At 64.1% G+C, this 26,512-nt stretch carries 25 protein-coding genes; 11 read left to right on the forward strand and 14 right to left on the reverse strand.

Features of this window, described 5'->3' with window-relative positions; all coding sequences use genetic code 11:
• Positions 1-172 precede the first annotated feature (172 nt).
• The 4 genes from A3CW_RS0121570 to aspA all read left to right on the forward strand — a co-directional run bounded on the left by A3CW_RS0121570 (position 173) and on the right by aspA (position 5,475).
• Complete coding sequence (locus A3CW_RS0121570) at positions 173-1,087, forward strand: LysR substrate-binding domain-containing protein (protein ID WP_028205422.1); 915 nt, start codon at positions 173-175, stop codon at positions 1,085-1,087.
• A gap of 182 nt (positions 1,088-1,269) precedes the next feature.
• Positions 1,270-2,565, forward strand: a complete 1,296-nt coding sequence (locus tag A3CW_RS0121575; RefSeq protein WP_028205423.1) for a dicarboxylate/amino acid:cation symporter — start codon at positions 1,270-1,272, stop codon at positions 2,563-2,565.
• On the forward strand, positions 2,562-4,028 hold the full coding sequence (gene cuyB / locus A3CW_RS0121580; protein ID WP_028205424.1) for a cysteate racemase: 1,467 nt from the start codon (positions 2,562-2,564) through the stop codon (positions 4,026-4,028). Before A3CW_RS0121575 ends, cuyB begins: the two co-directional genes overlap by 4 nt.
• 28 nt (positions 4,029-4,056) lie before the next feature.
• Positions 4,057-5,475: an aspartate ammonia-lyase gene (aspA, locus tag A3CW_RS0121585; RefSeq protein ID WP_028205425.1), complete on the forward strand. Its 1,419-nt coding sequence runs from the start codon at positions 4,057-4,059 to the stop codon at positions 5,473-5,475.
• A gap of 85 nt (positions 5,476-5,560) precedes the next feature.
• On the opposite strand, the gene A3CW_RS0121590 is transcribed toward aspA, so the two are convergent.
• The 11 genes from A3CW_RS0121590 to A3CW_RS0121640 all read right to left on the reverse strand — a co-directional run bounded on the left by A3CW_RS0121590 (position 5,561) and on the right by A3CW_RS0121640 (position 18,738).
• The gene (locus tag A3CW_RS0121590; RefSeq protein WP_028205426.1) at positions 5,561-6,268 is read right to left on the reverse strand and encodes a transcriptional regulator NanR; all 708 of its coding nucleotides are present in this window, start codon (positions 6,266-6,268) and stop codon (positions 5,561-5,563) included.
• A 73-nt stretch (positions 6,269-6,341) separates the two neighbouring features.
• Positions 6,342-7,721, reverse strand: a complete 1,380-nt coding sequence (gene oiaK / locus A3CW_RS0121595; protein WP_028205427.1) for a 3-oxo-isoapionate kinase OiaK — start codon at positions 7,719-7,721, stop codon at positions 6,342-6,344.
• A gap of 8 nt (positions 7,722-7,729) precedes the next feature.
• On the reverse strand, positions 7,730-8,974 hold the full coding sequence (locus A3CW_RS0121600; RefSeq protein WP_028205428.1) for a ribulose-bisphosphate carboxylase large subunit family protein: 1,245 nt from the start codon (positions 8,972-8,974) through the stop codon (positions 7,730-7,732).
• 20 nt (positions 8,975-8,994) lie between these two features.
• The gene (locus tag A3CW_RS0121605) at positions 8,995-9,825 is read right to left on the reverse strand and encodes a phosphogluconate dehydrogenase C-terminal domain-containing protein (RefSeq protein ID WP_028205429.1); all 831 of its coding nucleotides are present in this window, start codon (positions 9,823-9,825) and stop codon (positions 8,995-8,997) included.
• Positions 9,826-9,863: 38 nt separating this feature from the next.
• Positions 9,864-11,219: an MFS transporter gene (locus tag A3CW_RS0121610; protein ID WP_028205430.1), complete on the reverse strand. Its 1,356-nt coding sequence runs from the start codon at positions 11,217-11,219 to the stop codon at positions 9,864-9,866.
• 140 nt (positions 11,220-11,359) lie between these two features.
• The gene (gene apnL / locus A3CW_RS0121615) at positions 11,360-13,321 is read right to left on the reverse strand and encodes a D-apionate lactonase (RefSeq protein WP_028205431.1); all 1,962 of its coding nucleotides are present in this window, start codon (positions 13,319-13,321) and stop codon (positions 11,360-11,362) included.
• A complete protein-coding gene (locus A3CW_RS0121620; protein ID WP_028205432.1) occupies positions 13,318-14,364 on the reverse strand; it encodes a Gfo/Idh/MocA family protein in 1,047 nt (348 codons plus the stop codon). The genes apnL and A3CW_RS0121620 overlap by 4 nt, the downstream gene beginning before the upstream one ends.
• Positions 14,365-14,367: 3 nt before the next feature.
• Entirely contained in the window at positions 14,368-15,435 is a 1,068-nt protein-coding gene (locus A3CW_RS0121625; protein ID WP_028205433.1) for an ABC transporter permease, read from the reverse strand.
• A gap of 63 nt (positions 15,436-15,498) precedes the next feature.
• A complete protein-coding gene (locus tag A3CW_RS0121630) occupies positions 15,499-17,061 on the reverse strand; it encodes a sugar ABC transporter ATP-binding protein (RefSeq protein WP_028205434.1) in 1,563 nt (520 codons plus the stop codon).
• A complete protein-coding gene (locus A3CW_RS0121635) occupies positions 17,058-17,717 on the reverse strand; it encodes a DUF2291 family protein (RefSeq protein WP_028205435.1) in 660 nt (219 codons plus the stop codon). The genes A3CW_RS0121630 and A3CW_RS0121635 overlap by 4 nt, the downstream gene beginning before the upstream one ends.
• Positions 17,718-17,799: 82 nt before the next feature.
• Positions 17,800-18,738 (reverse strand): D-ribose ABC transporter substrate-binding protein, encoded by a 939-nt coding sequence (locus tag A3CW_RS0121640; protein WP_028205436.1) that lies wholly within the window; start codon positions 18,736-18,738, stop codon positions 17,800-17,802.
• Between the two features lie 348 nt (positions 18,739-19,086).
• On the opposite strand from A3CW_RS0121640, the gene A3CW_RS0121645 reads away from it, so the two are divergent.
• The 3 genes from A3CW_RS0121645 (at position 19,087) to A3CW_RS0121655 (ending at position 21,410) form a co-directional block, all read left to right on the forward strand.
• Positions 19,087-20,172 (forward strand): DMT family transporter, encoded by a 1,086-nt coding sequence (locus A3CW_RS0121645; RefSeq protein WP_028205437.1) that lies wholly within the window; start codon positions 19,087-19,089, stop codon positions 20,170-20,172.
• Positions 20,173-20,285: 113 nt separating this feature from the next.
• Positions 20,286-20,687, forward strand: coding sequence for an SRPBCC family protein (locus tag A3CW_RS0121650; RefSeq protein WP_028205438.1), 402 nt, complete (start codon positions 20,286-20,288; stop codon positions 20,685-20,687).
• Between the two features lie 324 nt (positions 20,688-21,011).
• A complete protein-coding gene (locus A3CW_RS0121655) occupies positions 21,012-21,410 on the forward strand; it encodes a hypothetical protein (RefSeq protein ID WP_028205439.1) in 399 nt (132 codons plus the stop codon).
• 176 nt (positions 21,411-21,586) lie between these two features.
• Here the strand turns inward: A3CW_RS0121655 and A3CW_RS0121660 are convergent, their stop codons facing one another.
• A complete protein-coding gene (locus tag A3CW_RS0121660) occupies positions 21,587-22,051 on the reverse strand; it encodes a hypothetical protein (protein ID WP_322787962.1) in 465 nt (154 codons plus the stop codon).
• A gap of 96 nt (positions 22,052-22,147) precedes the next feature.
• Here A3CW_RS0121660 and A3CW_RS0121665 point away from each other — a divergent pair, with 96 nt between their 5' ends.
• From A3CW_RS0121665 to A3CW_RS0121680, 4 genes are read left to right on the forward strand one after another with little or no spacing between them, the layout of a single operon-like run.
• Positions 22,148-22,780, forward strand: a complete 633-nt coding sequence (locus A3CW_RS0121665; protein ID WP_028205441.1) for a TetR/AcrR family transcriptional regulator — start codon at positions 22,148-22,150, stop codon at positions 22,778-22,780.
• A gap of 60 nt (positions 22,781-22,840) precedes the next feature.
• The gene (locus tag A3CW_RS47110; RefSeq protein WP_169739113.1) at positions 22,841-23,584 is read left to right on the forward strand and encodes a Pr6Pr family membrane protein; all 744 of its coding nucleotides are present in this window, start codon (positions 22,841-22,843) and stop codon (positions 23,582-23,584) included.
• Positions 23,585-23,607: 23 nt separating this feature from the next.
• Complete coding sequence (locus A3CW_RS0121675; protein ID WP_028205442.1) at positions 23,608-24,117, forward strand: DUF1697 domain-containing protein; 510 nt, start codon at positions 23,608-23,610, stop codon at positions 24,115-24,117.
• 56 nt (positions 24,118-24,173) lie between these two features.
• The gene (locus A3CW_RS0121680) at positions 24,174-24,479 is read left to right on the forward strand and encodes an NIPSNAP family protein (RefSeq protein ID WP_028205443.1); all 306 of its coding nucleotides are present in this window, start codon (positions 24,174-24,176) and stop codon (positions 24,477-24,479) included.
• 146 nt (positions 24,480-24,625) lie between these two features.
• On the opposite strand, the gene A3CW_RS47115 is transcribed toward A3CW_RS0121680, so the two are convergent.
• Positions 24,626-25,918 carry an MFS transporter gene (locus A3CW_RS47115; protein WP_245623709.1) on the reverse strand — a complete coding sequence of 431 codons (1,293 nt, stop codon included), beginning with the start codon at positions 25,916-25,918 and terminating at the stop codon, positions 24,626-24,628.
• Between the two features lie 17 nt (positions 25,919-25,935).
• Positions 25,936-26,487 carry a GAF domain-containing protein gene (locus tag A3CW_RS0121690; protein WP_028205444.1) on the reverse strand — a complete coding sequence of 184 codons (552 nt, stop codon included), beginning with the start codon at positions 26,485-26,487 and terminating at the stop codon, positions 25,936-25,938.
• Positions 26,488-26,512 lie beyond the last annotated feature (25 nt).

Below are 26,512 nucleotides of genomic sequence, written 5' to 3' on the forward strand. Positions count from 1 at the left end.
CGGAGTGGATTGCGCCCGCAATGAGTCAGCGCGGGTGCAATTCGCGTGGTTGCGATCACCGACTTTCAGTGGGTCAGTCGCGATAGCGAGCGCGACCTGGTGCAACGGCACCAGCGTAAGATCGGAGCTTCCTGAAAACGGTATTTCGCGTCTCGGAAGGCGGGCCATACGTATGGAAATCAAGTGGGTCGAGGACTTCATCGCCCTTGCTCAATACCAGAGCTTTTCGCGCGCAGCGGAGTTCCGCAATGTCACGCAGTCCGGGTTCAGCCGGCGCATTCAATCGCTGGAGCAATGGGTCGGCGCGGAATTGATCGATCGCAGCAGCTTCCCTCCGGTGTTGACGCCCGCAGGTCAACTCTTCCGCGAAGTCGCGGAAGACATCCTGAATAAGCTCTTCGATACACGCGCCATCATCCGGACTGAAAAACGGATCGCAGGCAAGAGCCTCCAGATTGCCGCTGGCCACACGATTGCGCTGAATTTTTTGCCTGCGTGGCTCAAGGCGCTTTCCGCCCACTTCGGGGACGTGCGCGCGCGCGTGGTGCCGGCCAATGTGCACGACTCGATCTTGACGCTCGTGAACGGCAACTGCGAATTGATGTTCGCCTACCACCACCCTGAACTGCCCTTGCATCTCGATCCCGCGAAGTATGAGCATCTCACGGTCGGTATCGACACGCTCATGCCCGCCAGCCGGCCAAACCTGCGCTCCGCGCCGATGTATCGACTGCCAGGAACGGCTAAACAGCCGCTGCCTCACATTTCATACACCGAGACCAGTTATTTCGGCCGTTGCCTTGCAGTGCTGCTCGGTCGAGCCCCCTCTGCACCGTCCTTATTGCTCCACTATGAATCGGACATGGCCGAGGTGCTCAAAAAAATGGTCATGGAAGGCGAAGGGATGGCGTGGCTGCCGAAGAGCGCGATAGCCGCGGAACTGGATGCGGGTGAACTGGTCCCTGCAGGGCCGACGCCCTGGAATCTGGATATCGAGCTTCGGGTCTACCGCGACGCATCGAATCGCAGTGAGTTTCTCGATACGCTCTGGCAGCATCTTCGCGCGGTTGTACAGCCTGGCGTCTAGGGTATTCCCGCGTTATGCAAAATTCGCATACGCGCATGCAACAACGGCATCATCGCTTCTTTTGGCACCCCTAATATGCCTCCCAACGCTTGACCGAGGTCGCAGTCGATCTCGCTCCAGGCGTCTCTCAACGTACACCGGTCATGTCTTGACCGCCTTGCGTCACTCAAGGACAGACGGAAATGAAAAATCGCCTCACCGTTTTTATTGCCGTAGGCATGATACTGGGCGTCATTGCGGGCTACGCATGTCACGCCAGCACATCCGACCCGGCGACACTCAAAGCCATTGCAGGATACTTCTCGATCATCACGGACATCTTCCTGCGTCTCATCAAGATGATCATCGCGCCACTGGTGTTCGTCACGCTGGTGTCGGGCCTCGCCGGCATGGACAGCGGCCAGGACGTCGGCCGCATCGGTTTGCGTTCGGTGGGCTGGTTCGTTTGCGCGTCGCTGATTTCGCTCACGGTGGGCCTCGTCTTCGCCAATCTTCTGCAGCCGGGGGCTGGCCTGCACATGGTGGCCGGTGCCGGTGAGGTCGATACCGGCCTGAATACCTCGGCACTGAACTTCAGGGACGTCCTGACCCACGCCTTTCCGACCAGCCTGCTCGACGCCATGGCGCGTAACGACATCCTGCAGATCCTGGTCTTCTCCGTCTTCCTCGGCCTTGGACTGAGCGCAACGAAGCGCGACGCGCGCGTCAAGGTCGTGATCGAGATGATTGATGGCATGGTGCCCGTCATGCTGCGGGTGACGAACTACGTCATGCGGGCGGCGCCCTTCGGCGTGTTCGGTGCGATCGCCTCGGCGGTGACACTGCGCGGCCTCGACGTCATCTACACGTATGGCAAGTTGATTGGCTCCTTCTATCTGGGGCTGGTCGTGCTGTGGGCGATCCTGGTTTTGGTCGGCTATCTGTTCCTCGGCCGTCGCGTCGGCACCTTGCTCAAGGCGGTGCGCGAACCCGCCATGATCGCGTTTGCGACGGCGAGCAGCGAGGCGGCCTATCCGCGGCTGACTGAGCAGCTGGAGCGCTTTGGCGTCGACAAGAAAGTCGTCGGCTTCACGCTTCCGCTGGGCTATGCGTTCAATCTGGACGGCTCGATGATGTACCAGGCGTTCGCGGCCATCTTCATTGCCCAGGCGTTCGGGGTCAACATGCCGATCTCGCAGCAGTTCTTCATGCTGCTCGTGCTGATGCTGAGCAGCAAGGGCATGGCCAGCGTCCCGCGCGGCTCGGTGGTGGTAGTCGCGGCAGTGGCGCCGATGTTCCATTTGCCGGTCGAAGGCGTGGCCATGGTGCTTGCGATCGACCAGATTCTCGACATGGGCCGCACGATGACCAATGTGATCGGCAACAGCGTAGCTACCGCGGTGATCGCGAAGTGGGAAGGCGCGCGAGCGAGCAACGCCGCCGACTTCATCGAGGACGACGAACAGATTTTCGGCCCGGCGCATGGTGGAGCCAAATGACTTCCGATGTCGCCGGCCACAAGCGCAAGTTCGGTATTGTCGGCGGCCTGGGGCCGCTGGCAAGCGCCGATGTTTTCTTCAAACTGGTGAAGGCGACGCCCGCATCGACCGATGCCGAGCACTTCGACGCAATCTTTCAGCAGTCGCCATTTCCCAACTCGGGCTCCGGAAGCACCGCGACGACGGAACGCAAGCTGTATATCTTCGAGATGATCCGGGACTTCGAGAAGCGCGGCGTGACCACGGTCGTGCTGCCGTGCTTTCTCAGTCACACCTTCATCGACGAACTGCGCGCGAACACGCGCTTGCAGATCGTGGACATGATCGAGGCGGTTCGCAGCCATATTCGGCGCAAGTTCCCGGGTGCGAGCCGCATCGGCATACTTGCCTCCGACTACACGCGGGAAAAGCGCCTGTTTGAACGGTACTTTGCGCCCCTCGAGTTCGAAGTCATCCACCCCCGATGCGATGAACGCTTCGATCCGGTTACGGAAGCGGTATATGGATCGGATGGCATCAAGAGCGGGAACCTGGGCGGGCGTCCGGTCGAGCTATTGCGCGAAGCTTGCCGCGACCTGGTCGAGCAAGGTGCCCAGGTGATCGTGCCCGGCATGACGGAAATCGCCCTGGTCGCGGATGAAATCGGCCCGCTGGGCGTGCCGCTCGTCGATGCCAACCTCGCGTATGCGCAGTACGTCGTCTCTGGCGGCTACGGTTCGCCGTCTCACGCCTTCAAGGTTGGGGTCGTGGGCGGTGTGGGGCCCGCGGCGACGGTCGATTTTCTACAGAAGATTGTCCGCAATACGCCCGCCACGCGCGACCAGGATCACATCAAGCTGCTGGTCGAACAGAACCCGCAGATTCCGGACCGCACCGAGAATCTGATCGGCGACGGCGCGGACCCAACGGTCTCGCTGTACGCGACGTGCAAGCGGCTCGAGGACGGCGGCGCGGACATCATCGCCATTCCGTGCAACACTGCGCATGCATTCGTCGAGCGCATCCAGCCGTACCTCAACATCCCGATTGTGAACATGTTGACGGTCACGGTCGGCTATTTGCGCGAGACTTATCCGGCGCTTCGTGATGTCGGCGTGCTCGCGACATCGGGCACGATCGAGAGCGGGGTCTATCGAAAGGCGCTCGAATCGCAGGATCTTCGTCAAGTCCTGCCCTCCCCGGCGCTACAGGAGCGCGTAATGGAAGCCATCTACGGCAAACATGGCGTCAAGGCGGGATTGACGACGGGGCAGTGTCAGGAAGACATCGCTGCCGCCATGGAAGGACTGATTGCCGAAGGCGTTGAAGTCGTCGTCCTTGGGTGCACCGAACTCCCGCTCCTTTTGACCGGGAGTGAATTCGTGGGCAGCGGCGGCGCGCGCGTCAGGCTGATTGATCCCACCGACGTTCTCGCTCGACGGTGCATCGCGTACGCATTGTCGGCAGACGCGACCCTCGGTTGACCCGAACACTCTCCAACGGAGCAAAGAGATGTCCAATCGTTCTGAACGCATCGAACACGATCTTCTTGGCGACCTCGCCGTGCCCAACGAAGCCTATTACGGAGTCCATACGCTTCGTGCGCTCGCCAATTTTCCGATTACCGGCATTCCGATCTCGACTTATCCGAATCTGGTCAACGCCCTGGCGTATGTGAAAGAGGCCGCGGCGATAGCGAACTACGAGTTGCGCCTGCTTCCCGAGCACAAGATGAAGGCCATCGTTCATGCGTGCCAGCAGATCCGTGAGGGGGTTGTCCACGACCAGTTCGTCGTCGACGTGATTCAGGGCGGGGCCGGCACGTCGACCAACATGAACGCGAACGAGGTGATTGCCAATCTCGCGCTCGAACATCTTGGCCACGAACGAGGGGACTACGCGGTGCTGCACCCAAACGAAGATGTGAATCTTGGGCAAAGCACCAACGACGTGTATCCGACTGCGCTGAAAATCGCCACGTATATGGGCATCGCGCAACTGGTCGATGCGATGGGCGTCTTGCGCGAATCGTTCGAACGGAAGGCGGCGGAGTTTCGCGACGATCTGAAGATGGGGCGAACCCAGTTGCAGGACGCGGTCCCCATGACCCTGGGACAGGAGTTCAGCACCTTTGCAGTCATGCTCGAAGAAGACCAGGAACGTCTGCGGGAAGCGTCAAAACTGATTTGCGAAATCAACCTCGGCGCCACGGCGATCGGCACGGGCATCAACACGTCGCCCGACTATGCGCCGCTCGTCTGCCGCCATTTGGCCAGCGTCACGGGTATCCCGGTGACGACGTCGCCCAATCTCGTGGAGGCAACCCAGGACGTCGGCTCGTTCGTGCAACTGTCGGGCGTGCTCAAGCGCGTGGCGGTCAAGCTTTCAAAGACCTGCAATGACCTTCGCCTGCTATCGAGCGGCCCGCGCGCAGGCCTTGGCGAGATCAATCTGCCGCCGGTTCAGGCGGGCTCCAGCATCATGCCGGGCAAGGTCAACCCGGTCATTCCTGAGGTGGTGAACCAGATCGCTTTCGAAGTCATTGGCAATGACGTGACGGTAAGCTTTGCTGCGGAGGCCGGTCAATTGCAGTTGAATGCGTTCGAGCCGATCATTGCGCACAGCCTGTTCAAGAGCGTGGCGCACCTGCGTGCGGGATGTCTTACCCTGGCGTCGAGGTGTGTCGACGGGATCACGGCCAATCGCGAGCGGCTTCGCTCGCTCGTCGAAAATTCGATCGGCATCGTGACCGCGCTGAATCCGTACATCGGCTATACGAATGCGACGCAGGTAGCCCAGGAAGCGCTCGTCTCGGGAAGGAGCGTCGCCGATATTGTCATTGAGAGAGGATTGCTCACGCGGGCGCAACTCGAGGACATTCTCAAGCCAACGATGCTGACGCAGCCGAGGCATCACCTGCCGCTTGCATAGCTACCGTACGCCGCCAGTCGAACACCGCCAGCATCCGGATGAAGTCCAGCGCGTTCATGCAGCTGGACGGCCAGCCACCGTATGGCTAATTGCGACCTTGCAGACGGTAGAGTTCGTTGGCGCGCGTAAGATGGGCGCGCATCGCCTCCTCGGCGGCATCACCGTCACGGGCGGCGATCGCATCGACGATGCGTTGATGCTCAGTGAGCGTCAGTTCCTCAACGCCTGGCGCGCGCACGAGCGGCTGGTAGTATTCGCCCGCCCACCGGAACAGCGACTCCACGATCGAGGGAAAAATCGGGTTGCCGCTGATCTTCGCAATTTCGCGGTGGAACGCCATGTCCCTCTCGATGAATTCCGCGAGATTGACCATGGACGCGCGATGCTGCGCCACGCTTAACTGAAGCCGTGCGACGTCCTCTTCAGTAGCCCGCTCGGCTGCCATGCGCGCAGTGCCGGTTTCCAGGAAGAGCCGCGCATGCTTGAGGTGCTCGAGCATGTCGGGCTGGGTGCGCAGCAGATGCAGCGCGCCACCGGCGATCTGGGCGATCAGGCGGTCTGCGGTTGGCACGACCACGCGGGCGCGCTCACCATGCACGATCTCGACGATGCCGGAACGCTCCAGCGCCTGCAGCGCTTCGCGCACCGCCGGGCGCCCGACGCCGTATATCTCCATCAACTCGCGCTCGGACGGCAACTGCGCGCCGGGCGCGATCTCGCCCGCACGAATGCGTTCCATGAGCCGGTCGACGACTTCCTGGTATAGCTTGCGACGTGGAATGATCTCGCCCATTGCAGTGGTACTGTAAACGTCTGGTGTAATGACAATACCACACCGCGCCGCCGGCCACCACGTCACAGCCGGCTCACTTCGCCTGCCCTTCGCGTACGGCGCCAAAGAAGTCGGCCTGGCCGATCTGTCCGCCCTTGAGCACAATTTCGAGACCATCGCGCCCGGCAGCGCTCGACCACGCCCGGCACAGCGGCGCACCGGGCGCCACGCCCGCCGCCACACTCAGCGCGTCAATGCCGAGCGCGCTGGCGACCTCGCCCGAACTGTCACCGCCTGCAACGACCACACGCGAGACGCCGGTGCGATCGAGCATGTGCCGCATCACCTCAGCGAGCGCACGGCCCACCTCGCGGGCAGCGTCCTGGCGCGTGCGTCCGGAGCGCCGCGCAATCTCGTCGAAGCCGCGCACGACCGGGTCGTCCGGGCCTTCCGCGCTGTGGACCAAGGCGCTGCTTCCGCTGACGATGGCTTGCGTAGCCGCACCGGCCGCCCGTTCGATTTCAGCGGGTCCGGCCTGCGGATCGAGAGCACGCGTGAGGTCGAGCCGATCCACGTGAAAACCGTGCTGGCGTGCCCAGCCAATCTGTGCCGCGGTGACAGGTGAACAACTGCCGCTCACCACGCCAATTGCCTCGACCGGGCTCGCCGCGGGCAACGACGGCGTAGCAGGCAGCCAGCCGCGCGAGTGCCAGTACGCGGCAAGCGCATACTGGAGGCCCGATGACGAGGCCGTGAACACCCCTTCGCCGCGCGCTTCCCAAACGAGGCGGCCCGCTTCTGCCAACGTTTCGTCGTCGAGCACATCGATCAGCACGACGGGGGTATCGTCCGCGCATAGCATGCCGACGCGTGCGGCGCCCTCCCCGGCGCGCAACTGAAGCATGTCGACGAGTTCGATGCGGCGCGCCGTCTGCCGCGCGAGATGGCGGCGCAGATCCGCTTCGTCCATCGGCGTCACGGGGTGGCGCGCCATCGTCGGATGACGGTCGAGGCGATAGCCGACGCCGTCGACGGCTGCGAAGAGATTGCCGAACACCTGGTAGCGTTTCAGGCGCGGTGCGCCGATCACCATGGGCGACCAGCGCCCCGGTATGTGCTGCGCGCCGATGTCGATCGCGGCGCCAATCGAACCGACCTCAGGCGACGAATCGAACGTGGAGCACACCTTGTACTGCAGCACCGGTGCGCCGAGCGCGGCGAGGCTCGAAAACGCATGTGGCAGCGTTTCGCGCATCCACGCCGTGCTGCGGCCGCGCGACGATCCCGCAATGCCCACACAACGCGCCTCGGGAAAACGCGCGAGCGCCTCGGGTGTTGGCGTGTCGAGAAAAAGGACGGTGGGGATGCCCGCGGCCGTCATGGCCTCCATCGCATCGGTCGACCCCGTGAAGTCGTCGCCGTAATACGCGAGCAGCAGGCCCTCGGGCAGGGACGCGTTGTTTGCTTCAGCCATACCGCGGCTCACTTCCAGAAGCCGAGCGCCGCGCGCAAGGACGGATGCCTTTGCGCGTGCTGCTCCAGCGGTACCCCTTCGATGGCGGCGCACCAGGCTTCGCGCAATGCATCGACGCCCGCGGCCACGCCCTGCGGGTGTCCGAAGATGCCGCCGCCCGCCGTGTGGATGAGATCCGCGCAGCCGAGTGCGGCGTAGGTATCGGCGGCCTGCAGGCCGGTCTGCCCCGAGCTGAAAACAGGCATGGCCGGCATTGGGGCGCTTGCCATCACGGGCGCGAGCACGGCGCGCGCCGCGCCGATCACGCTGTCGTCGGGTTCGCTGAACTTGTTGCGCAGGCCGTTCACGTGCATGTGGTCCGCTCCGGCGAGACGCCAGATCATCTGCCACGGCGCGTAGTCCCAACCGAGCGCCGGACTGCGCGAGAGGTAGCCCCACCCCGCCCGATGCGCGTGGATGGGCAACTGCGAATGCCGCCGCAATTCATGCAGGCCCACGATACCCACCGAATTGAGCACGGCCATTACGCACGTTCCGCCATGCGCGAGCACGAGATCGTGGCGGCGGCGCATCTGGTCGAGGTCGCCCGTGAGATTGAACGCCACCATCGCCTTCTTGCCGGTGCGCTCGGCATGGTCGTTGACCACGCGCATCACCGCCTTCACACGTTCGTCGAAGGGACAATGGGAGCCGTCGGCCTGTAGTTCGTCATCCTTGATAAAGTCGATGCCGCCCTGCACGAGCTCGCGCACCTGCTGCGCGGTTTGCTCGGGCGAGAGCCCCACGCTCGGCTTGATGATCGTGCCGATCAGCGGACCGTGCGCCACGCCCGTGAGTTGCCGCGTGCCTTCGATGCCGAACGCCGGCCCCGGATAGGCCGCCGCGAACGACTCTGGCAGTCGCAGCCCGGTGAGCCTCAAGCCCGACACCTGGTGCAGCTCGAACAGGTTGCCTGCAACGGTCGACATCAGATTCGGCAGCGACGCGCCGAAATTCTCGATCGGCCACGAGAGTTCGAGCGTGCAGCGCGTGTAGGTGTCTGAGCGCATGCCGCCGGGCAGGCTCGGCGCATCCGCGGTTTCGAGCACGTCGAGGCGCTCGACACGCGCGCCCGAGCGCGCCTTCAGCTCGGGTGTTTCGTTTGGCAGTGCGACGAAAGTGCCGCTCGACTGCTCTCCGGCGATGACGTCGGCGGCACGCCGCGGATCATCGCCGGTTTCCAGCCAGTAAGTCGCGTGAATACGTTCGGTCACGGTGTGCTTCCTGTTTCGGGTCAGGTGATACGGCGAATGCTCTCGGCGATCTCGGCGCGGTCGAACACGCCCTTCCAGTCGTCGCGCATAAGGCGCGGCTTGCCGAATTCGATCGCCTTGTTGCAGGCGTCGGAGAACGCGCCGGGTATCTCGTTGAAGATCACCGCGCTCAGGATGTTCATGTGGCCGAGCAGGAAGTCGCGCGCGGCTTCCTTGGGCACACCGCGCTGGATGGTCTCGTCCATCGCTTCGCGCATCACATACAGGAGCGTCGCGCAGACCGTTTCGGAGAGGCCCGGCTCGAGCATGGCCATCTGGTCCACACTCAGGCGATACGAGCGCAGGATCGGCGCGTAGATGGTTTTCGCCACGTCTTCGCCGAGATCGAACGCCTCGTCCGGGCCCTGCATCAGCGCGCTCGTGATCGACTGCTTTGCGTATGCGCCACCGAAATGATCGTGAAGTGACTTTTCATCGACATCGTAGTTAAAGATGATCGGATGGCACGGATGCGCCACGAAGTACGTGAGATCGGGCCGCTCCGGCAGATGGCCCGCGAACGGCGCGGCGGCGTCGAGCGTCATCACCATCGTGCCGGCCTTCAGCATGGGCGAGATCTCGTGGCTCAGCTTGCCGATCAGCGTATCGGGCACGGCGAGGATGACGACGTCGGCGCTATCGAGCGCCGCTTCGACCGACACGCAGTCAATGTTCAACTCGTCCTTGAGTCGCTTGCGGCCCGCCTCGCCGACTTCGACGTGCGCCACGCGGTAGTCCGACTTCTGCAGGTTGCCCGAAAGGCGAAAGCCCATCTTTCCGCCCGCGCCAAAGAGCGCAATTTTCTCTTTCATGCTCATCCTCCTTGCAAGGTCCGTGAGTCCAGGTTCGATCAGTTCGCGGCGAGCGTGCGCGCGCCCTCGCCTGATGCGCGCGGTTCGCGGGCAAAGGCCAGCGCGAGCACCGCGCTCAGCAGCATCAGTGCGCCGACGACGAACATCGGCGCGTGGTAAGAGCCGGTTGCATCGTGCATGGCGCCCGTCACGTAAGGCGCGACGAAGCCCGCCACGTTGCCGACCGTGTTGATGAGCGCGATGCCCGCGGCGGCGCCCGCGCCCGAGAGCGAGCGGGCCGGCAGCGTCCAGAAGCACGGCAGCGCGGCGAACACGGCGCAGGCCGTCACCGTGATGACGGCAATGCTGGCGGCCGGCGACTTCATGTAGAGCGCGAGCGGAATGCTCAGAGCGCCGAGCAGCGCGGGAATCCCGACGTGCCAGCCGCGCACGCCGCGGCGCGTGGCGTCGCGGCTCCAGACGAAGAGTGCGATGGCGGCCGGCAGATACGGAATGGCCGTAATGAGCCCCTTCTGGAACACGTTGAAGTGCGTGCCGAACTGCCCTTCGAATCCGCCGATGATGGTCGGCAGGAAGAACGCGAGCGCATAGAGGCCGTAGACGAGCCCAAAATAGATCAGCGAGAACATCCACACCCGCGGGCTCAGCAGGGCCGCGCCCGCATGCGCGCCGTGGCTCGCGGCGCCCTGCTCTTTTGCGCGCGCCTCGGCTTCGATTTCCGCGGTGAGCCATGCCTGTTCGTCGCGTGTGAGCCAGCGCGCCTGGGAGGGACGGTCGCTCAGATAGAACCACGCGATCACGCCCACCACGATGGCCGGCAAGGCCACGCCGATGAACATCACGCGCCACCCCGCCAGCCCGAACCACCCATGCGCCCCGATGAGCAGCGCGGCGAACGGCGCGCCGATCACGATGGTGAGCGGCTGCGCCAGATAAAACAGCGCGAGGATATGGCTGCGATGGCGCTGCGGCACCCAGTTGCTGAGGAAAAGGATCGCGCCGGGGAAAAAGCCCGCCTCCGCTACGCCCAGCAGGAAACGCAGCACATAGAGCGAGGTCGCGCTGTCGACCCACGCGAGCAGGAGCGCGACCACGCCCCACGTCACCATGATGCGCGCGAGCCAGCGGCGCGCGCCGTAGCGATGCAGCGCCAGGTTGCTCGGCACTTCGAGAAAGATGTAGCCGATAAAGAACACGCCCGCCGCGAAACCGAACTGCGCCGCGTCGAGACCGAGGTCGTGCGCCATGCCGTTCGGGCCGGCAAACGAGATCGCGGTGCGGTCGAGGAAGTTGATGAAGAACATCAAGGCGACGAACGGCACGAGGCGCAGCGAGACCTTGCGGATCGTCGGACGTTCGAAAGCGGATTCGGCTTTTCGTGAAACGGCTTGCATGCATTGGCTCCCGCGAGATGATCCGCAACAGATCATATGTGCTGGTGTGATGAGTAGACCACTATGACGGAACGACAACACCTGGTATTTCCACCGACGTGCCTGCACGCCCCAGCGCTTATGAGCCGCGAACGCTGCGCCTACACCACGCGCGAAGACGCGAACACACAGGCAAACGGACGCAGCGTTACCGGAACACCGGGCGACAGCGTCCACGGCGTGGGCGCGCCGGGTCGTCCGCTCAACGTGCATTCGTCGAGGCTCGTCGCTTGCAGTGACGTGGGGATTGCCTCGTTGAATTCGAGCCGAACCTCGCGTGGCTCGCTCGTCAGATTGGCCAGCACGAGTTCGATCGCGCCGTCTGCGTGGCGTGCTGCGAGACACGCGATACGGGCGGCAGTGCCGCTTCCCGTGACGCGCAAGCGCGCCGCTCCCGCCACGCGAGCCAATGCCTTCGCGACATCGAGAACCGCATAGCGTGCGGGCGTGTCGCCTTCCACATCGGCAAGCCCGCGCGGCCCCGTCAAGGCGCCGAGCGTGAGTGCTTCGATTCCCGCGCCTTCGAGCGCAGCCGCGTACCCGGCGAGCCAGGCCGCGCCGAATAACGCGCGCTGGCGCGGATCGTTGGCGGCCATGGCGACGCGTTCGCCTGCGGGATTCGGCATCACGCGCGAACCGTACGGGTTCTGCCGCATGCCGATCGAGACCGGCCCGATCGCGTAGGGCTGCCCGCCGATCAGCGCGCGGCACGAGCGCGTGATGTGGGGAATGGCTTCGAGCGTCTGCATCACACTGCGGTCGTCGGCGGCGTGCACGATGGGGCACGTCGCGTGGGTAACCCAGTCGACCATGTCGAGCGGCGGCCGCTTGCGGTTCAGTTCCGTGAAATAGCTCAGCATGCCGCCGCCAAGGCGCAGCTTGGGGAACGCACGGCGCGCCTCGCGATAGACCTCGTCGAGCGCGGGGCACGGCGGGCTCACGCTGCCCGGCGGGTTCGACTGCCGATGCACAGCCGGGCTCACGACGATGCCCGTCAAGGCGAGGCCCGCCTGGTCGATCTGGGCAGCGAGGCGCGAGAGTTCCACAGGCGGCGCCTCGACGCCGGGCAATGCAAACTCCAGCACGGCTGCCACGCCGCTTTCGCGCTGCAACTGCGCAAAGCGCCCAAGCTCGGCCACGCCATCGCCCGCAAGCGGGTCGAAGCCCAGCGTCAATTGCTGCGGCCCGAGTTCGGCAAGCAACGAGAGATTCGCGAGCGCCGCCGCGGCATCGTGTGCGGCGATCGCTACGCCGATCGCCGGCATGGTTTCGGGCAGCGCGGAGTCAGCGCCCCCGATTTCGATCGTGAGTGCGCCAGGCTCGCGCGGCTTTTGCGCCGCCTTCGCCACATCGTCCGCCGCGCTCACGCTCAGCGTCACCGTCTGCGCGAACGTCGCGCCCTTTTCCAGCGTATAGGGCCAGGGTAGTTCGAGCGGGCGTGAGTAGGTCTTGAACGACGCATCGGACCAGTTGCGCTGGTCTTCCATCTCGAACACGTCGCCCGTGAAGGCGCAACGCACCGTCAATCCGTTCGGCAGATCGTGTTCGATTGCCGCGATGTCCTTGAAGGGCTGCCACGGATCGATCAACGCCGGGAAGGCCGCGCTTTCGCGACTGCCATCGCCGTGCTCCACACGCGCAGGTGCGCCTGCTACGCTGTCGATGGGATGCAGCACGCAAAACCCGCAACGCGCCGCGAGAAACTCGGAATACACGGTGACGGCGCTGCGAAACGAGAGCGCGCCATGGCCAGAGCCATCGATGGCAAGTGCAAAGCGGAGCGCAGCTCCGTCCGGATTCGCGCAGCGCGCGTCATACGCGACGTGAAAGCCGCCCGCCGTCTCTTCGACGTCGATGCGTTCGATGTCGGGGCGGCACGTGCCCCAGTCCTTGTCCCGCACGAGAAACGACACGGCGCGTATGACTTCGGTGCCTTGATAGCGGATGTCATGCAATGCGCCGTCGATCAGCCACGCCGACCACGGTCCCGCTTCGAGGCGGCGCGCCGGTGTCACCGGCTGCTCCGTGCCGTAGTAGACCGCGCTGTTGATACCCGCGCTCATGACGCCGCCTCTCCCGGCACGACGCTGCGCCCCTCGCGCGCCGAAAGATACGTGGCCTCCACAAGTTCCAGCGTACGCAGATTGTCGCGACCGCTCGTGGCAGGCTCGACGCCGCGCCGCAGGCAATCCACCCAGTGCGCCTGAATGCTGGACACGCTGCCCTGGATCGCCACCCAGGGCTCGCTCGTCCACGAGAGCGCACGCGGTGCGACGTTGCGCAGCTCCGTACCTGTACGCGTATGGATCTGCAACTGGTAGTCGGCGAAGAGCCGCAACGAACCCTCGGCGCCGTCGATTTCGATGAGCGTCTGTGGAAAAAGCTCGCGCGGCAACTGCGTCGCGTAGCTGCAATCCACCACGCTGCTCACGCCGTTTTCATGCGCGAGCAGGATCGTCGCGACGTCTTCGCCGCGAATCGAAGGGTTCACGCGCGCGGTCGTTGCGCTCACACGCGCCACGTCGCCGAACAGGAAGCGCGCGATATCGAGAATGTGTATGCCGAGATCTTCGACGATAAAGCGCTCGCCCTGCGCCAGATAGGGTTGGCCGCTAAACACATCATAGGCAGAACGAAACGACACGCGGCCCCAGAACGGCTGCCCGATCGCTCCCTCGCGCAGCGCCCTTCCGACGGCCTGGATCGCGCTCTGCCAGCGAAAGTTTTCATGAACCATCAGCGGCACGCCGGCCTCGTGGCACGTTTGAACCATCGCGCGCGCATCGTTGAGCGTGGAGGCGAACGGCTTCTGGCAGATCGTGGCCACGCCGGCCGCCGCCGCAAGCTCCACGAGCGCGCGGTGACTCGGCACAGTGGTCGCGATATCGATGAAATCGAGCCGCTCTTCGCGCAGCATCGTCGCCGCGTCCGTGTAGCGCCGCTCGATCCGAAAGCGCTCGCCGACCTCGTCGAGACGCGCGCGGTTGGCGTCGCACAGCGCGACGATCCGTGCGCCGTCGATGTCCTGCCATGCATGCAGATGATTGAGCGAGAAGAATCCGCAGCCGATCAACGCGCCCTTCAATTGCGCCGGTGTTGCACTCATCGGTCACGCCCCCGTTGCAGCCTGTTTTTGCAGCGCAAAGCGTTGCTGCGCGCGCCGCTGGATCTGGTCCACGACCACCGCCGCCACGATGACGACGCCCTTGATCACCGTTTGCCAGAACGAACTCACGCCCATCATCACGAGGCCATCCGAAAGCATGCCGATCACGAACGCACCGACGATGGTGCCCCCGATCTTGCCGCGTCCGCCCGACATCGACGTGCCGCCCAGCACGGCCGCCGCGATCGCGTTGAGTTCGAATGTCTCGCCGCTCATGGGGTGCGAAGCGACCAGTTCGGACGCAATGATCAACCCGACGATCGCCGCGCAGAAGCCGGAAAACATATAGACGAACATCTTCACGCGGTTCACGCGCACACCCGAGAGCTGGGCGGCGCGCTCGTTGGCGCCGACCGCGTAGATCTGCCGGCCGAGTGGCGTGCGCGCGGCGATGTACGCGGCGATCACGCCCACCACGACCAGCAGCCATACCGTGAGCGGGATGCCGAGTATCGTCGCGCTGCCGAGAACGGGAAAGCCACCCGTGCCGTAGGCGGGATTGCCCGTGAGGTTCGGGAAGGTCTCGCCGCCCGAGGACAGCAACGCGGCGCCGCGCGCGATATAAAGCGTACCGAGCGTCGCGATGAAAGGCGCCACGTTCAGCCGCGTGATGAGCAGGCCGTTGATCGCGCCCACGAGTATTCCCGTGATGAGCGCCACGACGATCACGGCAGGCACGCTCAGGAACAATGTGTACTCGCTGCCGATGGGAATGCCCTTGAGGATGAGCCCGCCTGCCACCATGCCCGTCAGGCCCACGACCGAGCCCACCGAAAGGTCGATGCCGCCCGCCACGATCACAAACGTCATGCCGATCGCGAGGAAGGCATTGAGCGCGACGTGCCGCGACATAATGAGCAGGTTCTCGATGCTCAGAAAGTTGTGGGCGGCGAACGAAAAGAAGACCACGACCGCGAACAATGCGATGAACGTGCGCAGCTTCAGCAGCAGGAGCAGCGGCGCCTCGCCGAAGCTCGCTCCGGGTGCCGTGCTCTTGATGGCCAGCGACATGAATGCTCTCCAGATGAATACAGGCTAAATGTTGGAACCGTGACAACCGTTGAACGCGCTTGCTCAAGCCGCCTGTTCGTGCGCCGCATGGGCGGCATGCGCCGTCCTGTGCCCGACTGCGGAGGCGGCGACGAGCGCGTCCTGCGTAGCGTCGGCGGCATCGAATTCAGCGGTGACACGGCCGTTCGACATCACGAGAATGCGGTCGGACAAGGCCATCACCTCTTCCAGATCGGACGTCACGAACAGCACGCCCAGTCCCCGGCCGGCCAGGTCGCGCATGACCTTGAAAATGTCCGCCTTCGCGCCCACGTCGATGCCGCGGCTGGGCTCGTCCATCAGCAGGACTTTCGGCGTGGTCATCAGCGCACGGGCGATCACGACTTTCTGCTGGTTGCCGCCGGAGAGCGAGCTGACCGGCAGCCGCCAGTCGGCGACCTTGATCGCGAGGTCGCGAATGTAGTCGAGCACCGAGCGCTGCTCGCGCCGCGGATCGATGTGAAAACCTCGCGCATGGGCCGCGAGACTCGAGAGCGTCATGTTCTCGCCAATCGACATGATGGGCAGCAGCGCGTCGGCCTTGCGGTCCTCGGGAATGAGCGCGAGCCCCTGCGCGACGCGCCCCGCGATCGGCTTGCCGTCGAGCGCCTTGCCGTTCAGCACTACGCTGCCGGTTGCGTGAGGATGCACGCCCAGAATGCATTCGAACAGCTCGGAGCGCCCCGCCCCCATCAGTCCGTAGATGCCGACGATCTCGCCCGCGTGCAGCGACAGCGAGACGTGATCCACGAGCAGGCCACTGCCCTTGCGCGGCAGCGTGACGTCCCGCAGCGTCAGCACTTCGGCACCGCGAGAGTGGCCGACGGGGCGCGAAAAGTCCTTCGTTTCGCGGCCCACCATTTGCCGCACGATCCACGGCACGTCGATCTGCGCCATCGGTTGATGGCCCGTGATGAGGCCGTCGCGCAGCACCGTGATGTAATCGCCGATCCTGACCAGTTCTTCGAGCCGGTGCGAGATGTAGACGATCGACACGCCCTGCGCTTTCAGCTCCGCAATCACGCGAAACAGCACGGCCACTTCCGCCGCGCTGAGCGCCGAGGTGGGTTCGTCGAGAATCAGCACGCGCGCATCGTGGGCGAGTGCCTTCGCGATCTCCACGAGCTGCTGCTGCCCGATGCGCAGATCCTCGACCAGCGTGTCAGGGCTCAAATCGAGTTCGAGCCGCGCGAGCAACTCGCGCACTTTCTCGCGCTGCGCGTCGGCGTCGATATCGATGCCGACGCGCGTGATTTCGTGCGCGATGAAGATGTTCTCGGCGATCGTGAGGTTCGGAAAGAGGTTGAGTTCCTGAAAGACGATGCCGATGCCGTGGCGCAGTGCCTCTGCACTGCTGCCCGGTGCGACAGGCTTGCCGTCCAGAACCAGACTCCCGCTGGTCGGCTGCTCCGCGCCCGCGATGATTTTCATGAGCGTGGATTTTCCCGCGCCGTTCTCGCCCACAAGGACATTGACTGCGCCACGCCGCACCGAGAAGTTCACGCCCTTCAGTGCAACCGTGCCGGGATAGACCTTGGTGACGTCCTCGACCTGGAGGATCACGTCCGCATTGCAGGCATCGGTCATGACTTGCCCCCGACCGTGACCGCGAGCGGCACGATCTCCGGCTGGTCGCTCGACGAGTCGTACGAGAACGACCCCGTTACGGTAATCGGCTTGCCTTTCAGATCGTTGCGCGGCAGCGGCTTCATGACGTGATTCGCCGCGTACGCATTGAGCGCCGTGCCAAACTGCGCATACTCGATCTGGTTGCGGAAATTGCTGAATGAAATGAAATCGAGCGAATCGCGCAGCGTGGTGCCGAGCACCGTCGGCCCGATGTCGACGATCACGCTCGCCTGCCCGCTGCCGTCGACGTCCACGCCCACGGTGCCCTGGCTCGACTGCGTGTCCACGTCCACGATGGTGCCGTGCAGCGTGGTCGGAAAATTCCACGGCGCGCCATCGTCCTTGCCGCGGTAGCCGTACTTGTGGCCGGCGGCGTCGGGGTCCGCCTTGATCGCGTCGCGCAGCGTGCGATAGTCCACTGCGCGCTTCTCGATGTCGGGCACGATCTTCGTACTCCACATCGACGCCACCATGGCGTTCGGGTCGTAGCCCGCCGACGCATAGTTGTCGTGCGATCCACCCGAGCCCTGCAGGTCGCTGTTTTTCACGAGCTTGCAGCCGTGCAGCGCGCCGCTCGCCACAACGGCAATGACCGCGTACCGAAGCACTCCCATGCATAACCCCATGTGGTTACGGATGTCGTTGCGGAGCGCGCCGCGCTCCGCTCGTGCAATGCTTGTGCTGCCGATGCGCGCCTTAACGCAACGCGAACATGTCGAGCTTGCTGGCGTTCGTCTTCGTGATGAGCGAGCAGTTGATGAGCTGCTTTTCGGGCTTGCCCGTCGCGCCGGTCTTCAGATACTTGTCGGCCTGATCGACGGCGTCCGTGGCCGCCTCTGCCGCGGGCTGCAGCACCGTCGCGCGGATGTCGCCGCGCTTGATCGCGTCGCGCACGTCGTTGCTGCCATCGAAACCCACCACGATGATGTCGTTGCGTTTCGCAGCCTTCAGCGCGGCTGACGCGCCCATGGCCATGGTGTCGTTGCCGGCTATCACGCCCTTGATGTCGGGGTGGCTCTGCAGGATCGATTCCATCACCGTATAGGCTTCAGTCTGACTCCAGTTCGCCGACTGGTGCTCGACCATCTTCATGTTCGAAAACTGGTCGATCACATCGTGATAGCCCTTCGAGCGGATGCCCGCGTTGATATCCGCCTCGCGGCCGACGAGTTCCACGTAGTTGCCTTTCTCGCCCATCGCCTTGACGAAGGCGCGCGCGCCGAGCTGCGCACCCTGGTAGTTGTTCGAAACGATTTGCGAAATGGCGATACCGGTCGCGTTGATTTCCCGGTCGATCAGAAACGCGGGAATTTTCGCGTCCTTGGCCTTCTGGACTGCGGCGATGGACGCCTCCGAACCGGCGTTGTCGAGAATGATCGCCTTCGCCCCGCGGGCGATGGCGGTGTCGATGAGCTGCGATTGCTTGTTGGCGTCGTCGTCGTGCACCAGCACGATGGTGTCGTAGCCAAGCGCCCTGGCGCGCGCGTTCGCCGTGTCGGCTTCCGCCTTGAAGAAGGGATTGTCGTGAGAGGGGGTGATGATGGCGATGAGACTGGCCGCTTGCGCGGCCCCCGCCGTGCCGAGAACCGCAAATGACATCAACGTCGACGCAAGCCAACGCCTGGGTGCCTTCATGATGCTGTCTCCTGTCTGGTTAAACGCCTTTGTCTGACTACAACCAGCTGACGGTCTCGACTGCTTTGCAATACTCATCACTTATGCCGTCATGATGTCATCATACCAGTAGACGCGCGTTCCGCTATGTTTTTAGATCCAGGGTTTTCTCTCATCCGGAGAGATGGGGACGGGGCACGGCCAGCGCGCTTCACCCGGTGCGCGAGAAGACTCAGAATCTGGCCGAATCTGCCCCCCTGCCCAAGTTAAAGATTTATAGTTCCCAGACCAAACCGGCACGCAGCCCGCTCGCGCGCCCATCGTGCTTCTGCTCCGCTTTTTTAGTCCTCTTTCCGCTTCCAGCCTGCTATGAAGTCCCATCGGCATACCATCTTCACGGCGCTGCTTGCGGCCGCGCTGTTCGGCATCACCACACCGCTCGCCAAGGCGTTGCTCGGCAGCGTCTCGCCGTTCATGCTCGCGGGGCTCTTCTATCTCGGCAGCGGCTCGGGGCTCGCGGCCGTGCTGCTGTTGCGCCGCCTCCCGGCGCGCCGCGACTCGGCCGCCGCGCAACAGCCCACGCACGACCCGCTGCGCATGGCCGAATTGCCGTGGCTTGCCGGTGCGATCGCCGCGGGCGGCGTGGCGGCGCCCGCCCTGCTCATGCTCGGCCTGAACACTACGCCCGCCGCCACGAGCGCGCTGCTGCTGAACCTTGAAGGCGTGCTGACGGCGCTCATCGCATGGGTCTGCTTTCGGGAAAACTTCGATGCGCAGATCGCGCTAGGCATGCTGGCGATCGTGGCGGGCGGCGTGCTGCTCTCGTGGCCCGGCGCGCATGCCGGCGCCGTGTCCGGCATCGCGCCCGGCGCGCTGCTCGTCGCGCTCGCGTGCCTGTGCTGGGCCATCGACAACAACCTCACGCGCAAGGTCTCGACCAATGACGCGATGGTCGTGGCGTGCACCAAGGGGCTCGTGGCCGGGCCGGTGAATATCGCCATTGCGCTCGCGGCGGGCGCGCACTGGCCTGCGTGGCCGGCGGTCGGCGGCGCCATGGCCGTGGGTTTCGCGGGCTATGGCGTGAGCCTCGTGCTCTTCGTCGTCTCGCTGCGCCATCTCGGCACGGCGCGCACCGGCGCCTACTTCTCCGTGGCGCCGCTGTTCGGCGTGGCGCTTTCACTGCTGCTGTGGCCGGAGCGCCCGGCGCTCGCTTTCTGGCTCGCGCTCGCATTGATGGCGTTTGGCGTGTGGCTGCACGTGCGCGAACGTCACGACCACACGCACACGCACGAGCCGCTCGAGCACACCCACGCGCACCGGCACGACGAACACCATCAGCACGAGCACGATTTCGCGTGGGACGGCTCGGAGCCGCACGCGCATGCGCACCGTCACGCGCCGATCACGCATAGCCACGCGCACTACCCCGACGTGCACCATCGGCACGCGCATTGAGGCGGCACGAGTCGCAGCCGCTGCCCTCGCAAACGACGTCAAGATTTCCCAGGACCGCCGTGCGTTGCGCGCGCACGATGCACTCGTCACACAAAACGAAGGAGACAAGTGCGATGGCTACCGTCTACCGGGACATCCCCGTTGAAGCCTCGGCGCAAGACGTCTGGGCCGCGCTGCGCGACCCCGCCAACGTCGACCGTGTGTTCGCCGGCGTGTTGACCGACGCGCGCATGGAAAACGACGTGCGATGGGTGACGTTCGCCGACGGCACCGTGATCGAGGAACGCGTGATCGGCGTCGACGACGCCCACATGCGCCTCGCCTACACCGTGTGCGGCGGACGCTTCGAGCATCATCACGCGACGCTTCAGGTGATGCCGGATTCACCCGATTCGCCCCAACGTTGCCGCGTGGTCTGGATCAGCGACTTCAAGCCCGATGAGCGGATCCAGATGGTCGAGCCGCTCACGGATGCGGGCTGCGCAGCGCTCAAGCGCAATCTCGCGCGGCGATAAGGGTGGCCGCGGGGCAGTAGTGGCCTGAAACAGACCCGGCGCGTGCGCTCGGGCATCTGCGCCGCATGCCCTGGAGACCGGTTTTATTCGCGTCGATGGCTGGACTCCTTTGCGGTCGCGCTGGCCAAATTCGACTGCCGTGGTCGGGCTTGACAGTTAGTTGCACAACCATGTCGCAGCCAGGCTGACAAAAGGCACGAGCCAGGCGCCGTGCTGCCGCGAAACGCACTGTGCGACGGCGTCCATACCGGCACGCCAATTGCGGCCACAATAGTGTCAGATGACTCGACACCGGGAGCCGCAATGCGGGTAGGTAAATTAACGTTGGCCGTGCACTGCATCGCTGTCTGCGCGACCCTTGCTGGAACACCCACGGCGCACGCCGCAGGCACCTTCGATGGCGACTGGAACGTGACGCTCACGTGCCCCAAGGGCGCCGGCGACACACCGGGCTACCGGTATCAATTCCCCGCCGAAATCCAGCAAAACGTCCTGCACGGAGAACACGGCGAACGGGACGCCAGTGGCTGGCTCACGCTGGACGGCAAGCTCGAACCCGACGGGTCTGCCACGCTCGTCGCCCAGGGTCTGACTGCCACATCGCCCCACGCCGACAATCGAGCGCCCTATTCGTATGAAGTCAGCGCGCAGTTCGACGCGACCTCAGGCAGCGGCTCGCGCACGACCACACGCAAATGCGACTTTGTGTTCGTAAAGGAATGACTGGCGAGGATGGCTGGCGGCCTGAGCAAACCGGCGCCAGAAAAGAAAAAGCCCGCTGAGAGAGCGGGCTGAATCCATATCAAGAGGAGACATGGAGGAGACGGGTTAAGTATAGGGTTTTCCCCTAAGCTGTGCAACTGTTTTTTTGCGCGATCTTGCCGCGGCCTGCTTCGACCTCAATCGGCGCGCTTTTCCCGCTGAACCGCGCCGAAATGGAACGCAAGAAAAAGCCCCATGATGAGCCCGCCCGCCAGCAGCGCCACGACGTCCTCGCGCGTTGCAGGCTGCTGAAGACGCCCAGTGCCCAGCGCGATTGCGATCGCGATATTCACGAAGCCCCAAACCACGTTCACGATGGGCGACGAGTCGCCCCGCCCTCGCGGACGGGCGAAGGGCGTAGGAAAAGGCAGCCCCTGCAGGCCGGAAGCCAGATGCGGGATCGCGTTGCAAAAGAACGCGCCAGCGAAAAAGAGCCACACGTACGGCATGTCGTAACCTCGAACGTTCAAACGGGAAAGGTAAGCGTGATGGCGGCAGCGGCGGCGATCGCCGCGCCGAAATGCGAGGATAACCTCGCAAATCATGGTAGAGAGTATCCTCGCATAAGTCAATTCATCGGCAAGCAGCTGGCGCGCATCCATTTGTTTCCGTGCGTTCTGGCGCCTCGCCGTGAAAGGCGTCCCGCATGCTAATATGCGAGGTATTCCTCTCATATCCTCGCATTTGAAGATATCGCCATGACGTCCACCACGCCTGCTGCGGAAACCGCGCGCCCTACCGAGCCCAAACGCGAAAGGGGCCGCCAGCGCGTGGCCGCGATCATGGACGCCGCCGTCGCCGTGTTCACGGAGAAGGGTTACGACGCCGCCACCATGACCGAAATTGCGGCGCGCTCATCGACGGCAATCGGCTCGCTGTACCGCTTCTTTCCGACCAAGGAGGCGCTGGCCGAAGCGCTGTTGCTGCGTTACGCCCAGCAGGCAAAGAACGGACTCGCCGAGCTGGAGCGACAGGTTCCGGAGATGACACTCGAGGCCGTTGCCGACGCGCTCGTCGATTTCGTGCTGCTGTTGCAATCGCAGCGCAGCTTTGCCGTTGCACTCGTCGACGCCCGCAGCGGCAGCGACGACCACCGCAAGCACTTTCGCGAAGCGATGCGCGGCGGCGTTGCCGACATCCTGAGCCGCGCGATCGCGCATCTCAGGCCGCCCAGGGCAAAAGTCATGGCGATCGTGCTGATTCACATGCTCAAGGGCGTCGCCAGCATCGCCGACGAAGAGCCATCGGCGCGCGCCGTGCTGATGGCCGAGCTGCGCGATCTCGTGCGTCTGTATCTAGTTTTCGCTGCGGAACGCGCCGACGGCAAATAGCCTGGCGCCGGGAAAAAGCCGCTTCAGGCGCGCATGATCTTTGTGCGCTACCATCGCTGCATGCCCGAACAACCGCTATCCGCACACGCGGCTGCCGCGCCGCCTACCGCCGCGGCGCAGCCGCCGAGTCCCTACGCCACCGCGTTGGCGGGTGTCATCGCGCTGCTCGCGTGGGGAGCGCTCGCCGCGCAAACCGACATGACGATCGAGCGCATGGTGCTGCGCGGCTTCGACACGTTCGAGGCCATCGGCAGGCTGTCGGCCTACCTGACCAATCTCACGGTGCTGCTCGTCGCGCTCACCTTCACCTGCATCGCGCTGCGCGTGCGCACGTGGCCGGCACGCCTGCTCCGCGCTCCGGGCGCAGTGAGCGCAGTCACGGTGTATATCGTGTTCGTTGGCATTGCTTACAATCTGTTGCTGCGGCATCTCTGGACGCCGCACGGTTACCGCGCGCTGCTCAACGAGAGCCTGCACAGCCTGATCCCGCTGCTATGCGCGGCGTATTGGCTGCTGTTCGTGCCACGCTTCAGCCTTACTGCTCGCGACCGCTTCGCCTGGCTCCTCTACCCGCTTGGCTACCTTGCCATCACCTTCTGGCGCGGCAGCGAGACGGACTTCTACCCCTATCCGTTCATCGACGTCGCTCAACTCGGCTATGCACACGTGCTCGTCAACAGCGCCTTGCTGCTCGCCGCCTTCATGGTGCTGATGGCGGCCTTCGTGACGATCAACGCGCGCAGGCGCCCTGCCATCGTGGCAAACGAAGGCCTCGCCGCAACCGCTTTGCGGCGCCCTGACTAGCTCCTGGCTTCCCGATCGATCCCATGCCCGTCTATATCGCCCTGCTACGTGCCGTGAATGTCGGCGGAACCGGCAAGCTCCCCATGCCCGAACTTCGCGGCATGTGCGAAGCGCTCGGGTTCACGCAAGTGCGCACCTATATCGCGAGTGGCAACGTGGTGTTCGAGAGCCGGCTGGCCGAAGCATCGGTGAAAAAGAAGCTCGAGCAGAGCCTGGAGGCTTATGCGGGCAAACCCGTTGGCGTGGTGGTACGTACGGCCGCCGAATTGGGCGCGGTGCTGGAGGGCAACCCGTTTCCCGCTGCCGCACCGGATCGCACTGTCGCGATCTTTCTCGACTCGCCGCCGCCCGCGGACGCGTTCGACAACGTGAGCGGCCAGCAGGCGGAAGAATTCCGCCTGGGCGAGCGCGAGATCTTTGTGTTCTACAAGGACGGTATCGGGCGCTCGAAGCTCAAGATCGCTGCGGCGAAGGCCGGAACCGCGCGCAACATGAATACCGTGGCGAAGCTTCTGGAGATGGCGCAGGCGTAAGCTGCCCTTTGAAGCACGGCCCAAGCCCTTACTTCAACAACCAAAAGAAAGACCCCATGATTACCTGCTATCTGCGTTACGTCATCGATCCATACCAGCTCGTAGAATTCGAAACGTACGCCAAAATGTGGATTCCGCTCGTGGAAAAGTTTGGCGGCAAGCATCACGGCTACTTCCTGCCTTCCGAGGGCGCCAACAATATCGCGCTCGCGCTCTTTTCGTTTCCGAGCCTCGCGGCCTATGAAACCTACCGCGCCGATTCGATGAAAGACGCCGAATGCCAGACCGCATTCCGCTATGCCGCCGATACGCGTTGTATCGTGAGTTACGAACGGAGTTTTTTCAGGCCGGTGCTGGAATAGGGCACATCAACCGCATGGCCCGCAGAGGCGATTCGGTTAGCCGAAAACGCCGGCCTCGTTTTCAGGCACCTCGCAAAGCAGCTTACGAAAGCGTTCCGCAGTGACTGCGGCGAGATGCTGTTCAGGAGGCGTCGCCCCGCTACGCGTTACCCCCTGCCAGTCGCCGCCGCCAAAGCCCCCTGCCGCGCCTCCCCGCTCGCCTGCGCCGGATCGACTTCGCTCGTATCGTGCAGGCGGTCCGGAATGAACAGCGCCATCACGCCGCTCAGGAAAAACACCGCGCCGACCAAAAGAAAGCCCATGCCGATCGAAAACTGCGTCGCGATATAGCCGATCACGACGGGCGCCGCGCCAGAACAAAAGCGCCCCACGTTATACGAACCGCCCACCGCCGTGCCGCGAATGCGCGTTTCGAAGCTCTCCGACATGAACGTGCCGATCGTGCCCAGCGGCACGCCATAGAGAAAGCCGAACACGAGCATCAGCCACGCAATGTTCTCGCGGGTGTGGAACAGCACGATCATGGGAAGAAAGACGGCCGCACCGATACAGCCCACCACATACACGCCGCGCCGGCTCCAGCGGTCGCCCAGCCAGCCCGCCACGATCTTGCCGATGAACGCCACGACCCATGTCGCGGTCATGTACCCCGTCATCGAGCCGAATTTGATATGCAGTTCGCTTTCCAGATACGTGGGTAACCAGTTGTTCAACCCATAGAACCCCGAAAGCGCAAACACGGAAGCGAGCGACCAGAAGATGAACATCCTGCGCGCTTCGCGGTCCGCGAAAATCAATGCGTAGCGGTTGCCGTGCCAGCGGCGGCCGCTCGGGCGAGCCGCGGCCTCGCTCATGCGCCAGCTCGGCGGCTCGGCCACGAAGAAGTGAATCGCCACTGCGAGCAGTACGGGCGCCGCCGCCACATAAAACAGCATACGCCAGCCGTAGTACGGCAGGATCCAGGTGCTGAGCGCGATCACGGTGATATAGCCTGCGGAAATCGCCGTTTGCAGCATGCCGAGTATCAGCGAGCGCCGCGCCATGGGCACGTATTCGGCCACGAGCGTGCTCACCAGCACCATGCAGCCAATGCCCATCGAGCTGACGAAGCGCACGACCGCGAATTCCAGGAAGCTGTGCGTGAAACCGAGCAGCCCCGCGCCCACCGAGAACAGCATCATCGCCCAGACCACCACACGCACGCGCCCGAACGAGTCGCTCGCCCAGCCGCCGAGAATTCCGCCAATCGCCATGCCGAGCAGCGTCAAGCTGCCGAGCGCGCCCGCCTCGACATTGGTCAAGCCGAATTCGCTCTTGATTCGCGAGAGTGTGAGGCCGTACATCATGACGTCCGCACCGTCGACCAGCAGCGCGAGATAGCCGAGCGCGAAGACGAGCAGCCAGCGATTGGCGTTTCCTGCGGATGTCGTTGTCTTCATCAACATGGGTCCTGCGATCAGGGGCTCGAATGGGCTGCGCAAGACATGCCGTGCGCGACGAGCGCAGGCGCGAGAAACGCGCCGAGCAGCAGGCCCGTTGCCTCGTGTTGCGCGGTGTACCAGCCCTCCACGTGCGTAAGGTTCATCGTCCCGACACAACGGCCGTTGTAGGCAACCGGTATGTTCAGAATCGAGCCGAGCCCCATCGCCGTCATTACCGCGTGATCGTCGAAGGCTTCGCGCAGGCCGTCTGGCGTCGTGGCGCGAAACGGTTCGAGATCCGAAAGAATTCGCTGTGCCCAGGGCGTGCCGCTTTTTCGCTTGCGCCCGCCCGGCGGGTAGACGTCGGGCATATTCGTGAACATGCGCTCCACCTCCTGGTTCCCGGCGTCATAGGCCATGATCGTGAAGAGGCGAAAGCCGATGGCTTCGGCGGCGACGGCACACACTTCGCGGAAAATCGCGTCCGGTTGCCCGGGCTGGCGAATGACGCGCGCAAGACGCGCGAGCGTGGCAAGTTCGCGTTGCAGCGCGTAGGGTTCGCTCGCGAGGGAAAGGGGCGTTTGCATGGGACGTACTCGAGAGTGAGAATGG

Origin of the sequence: Paraburkholderia nodosa DSM 21604 (assembly GCF_000519185.1) — a bacterium.
In the GTDB taxonomy this organism is placed as follows: domain Bacteria; phylum Pseudomonadota; class Gammaproteobacteria; order Burkholderiales; family Burkholderiaceae; genus Paraburkholderia; species Paraburkholderia nodosa.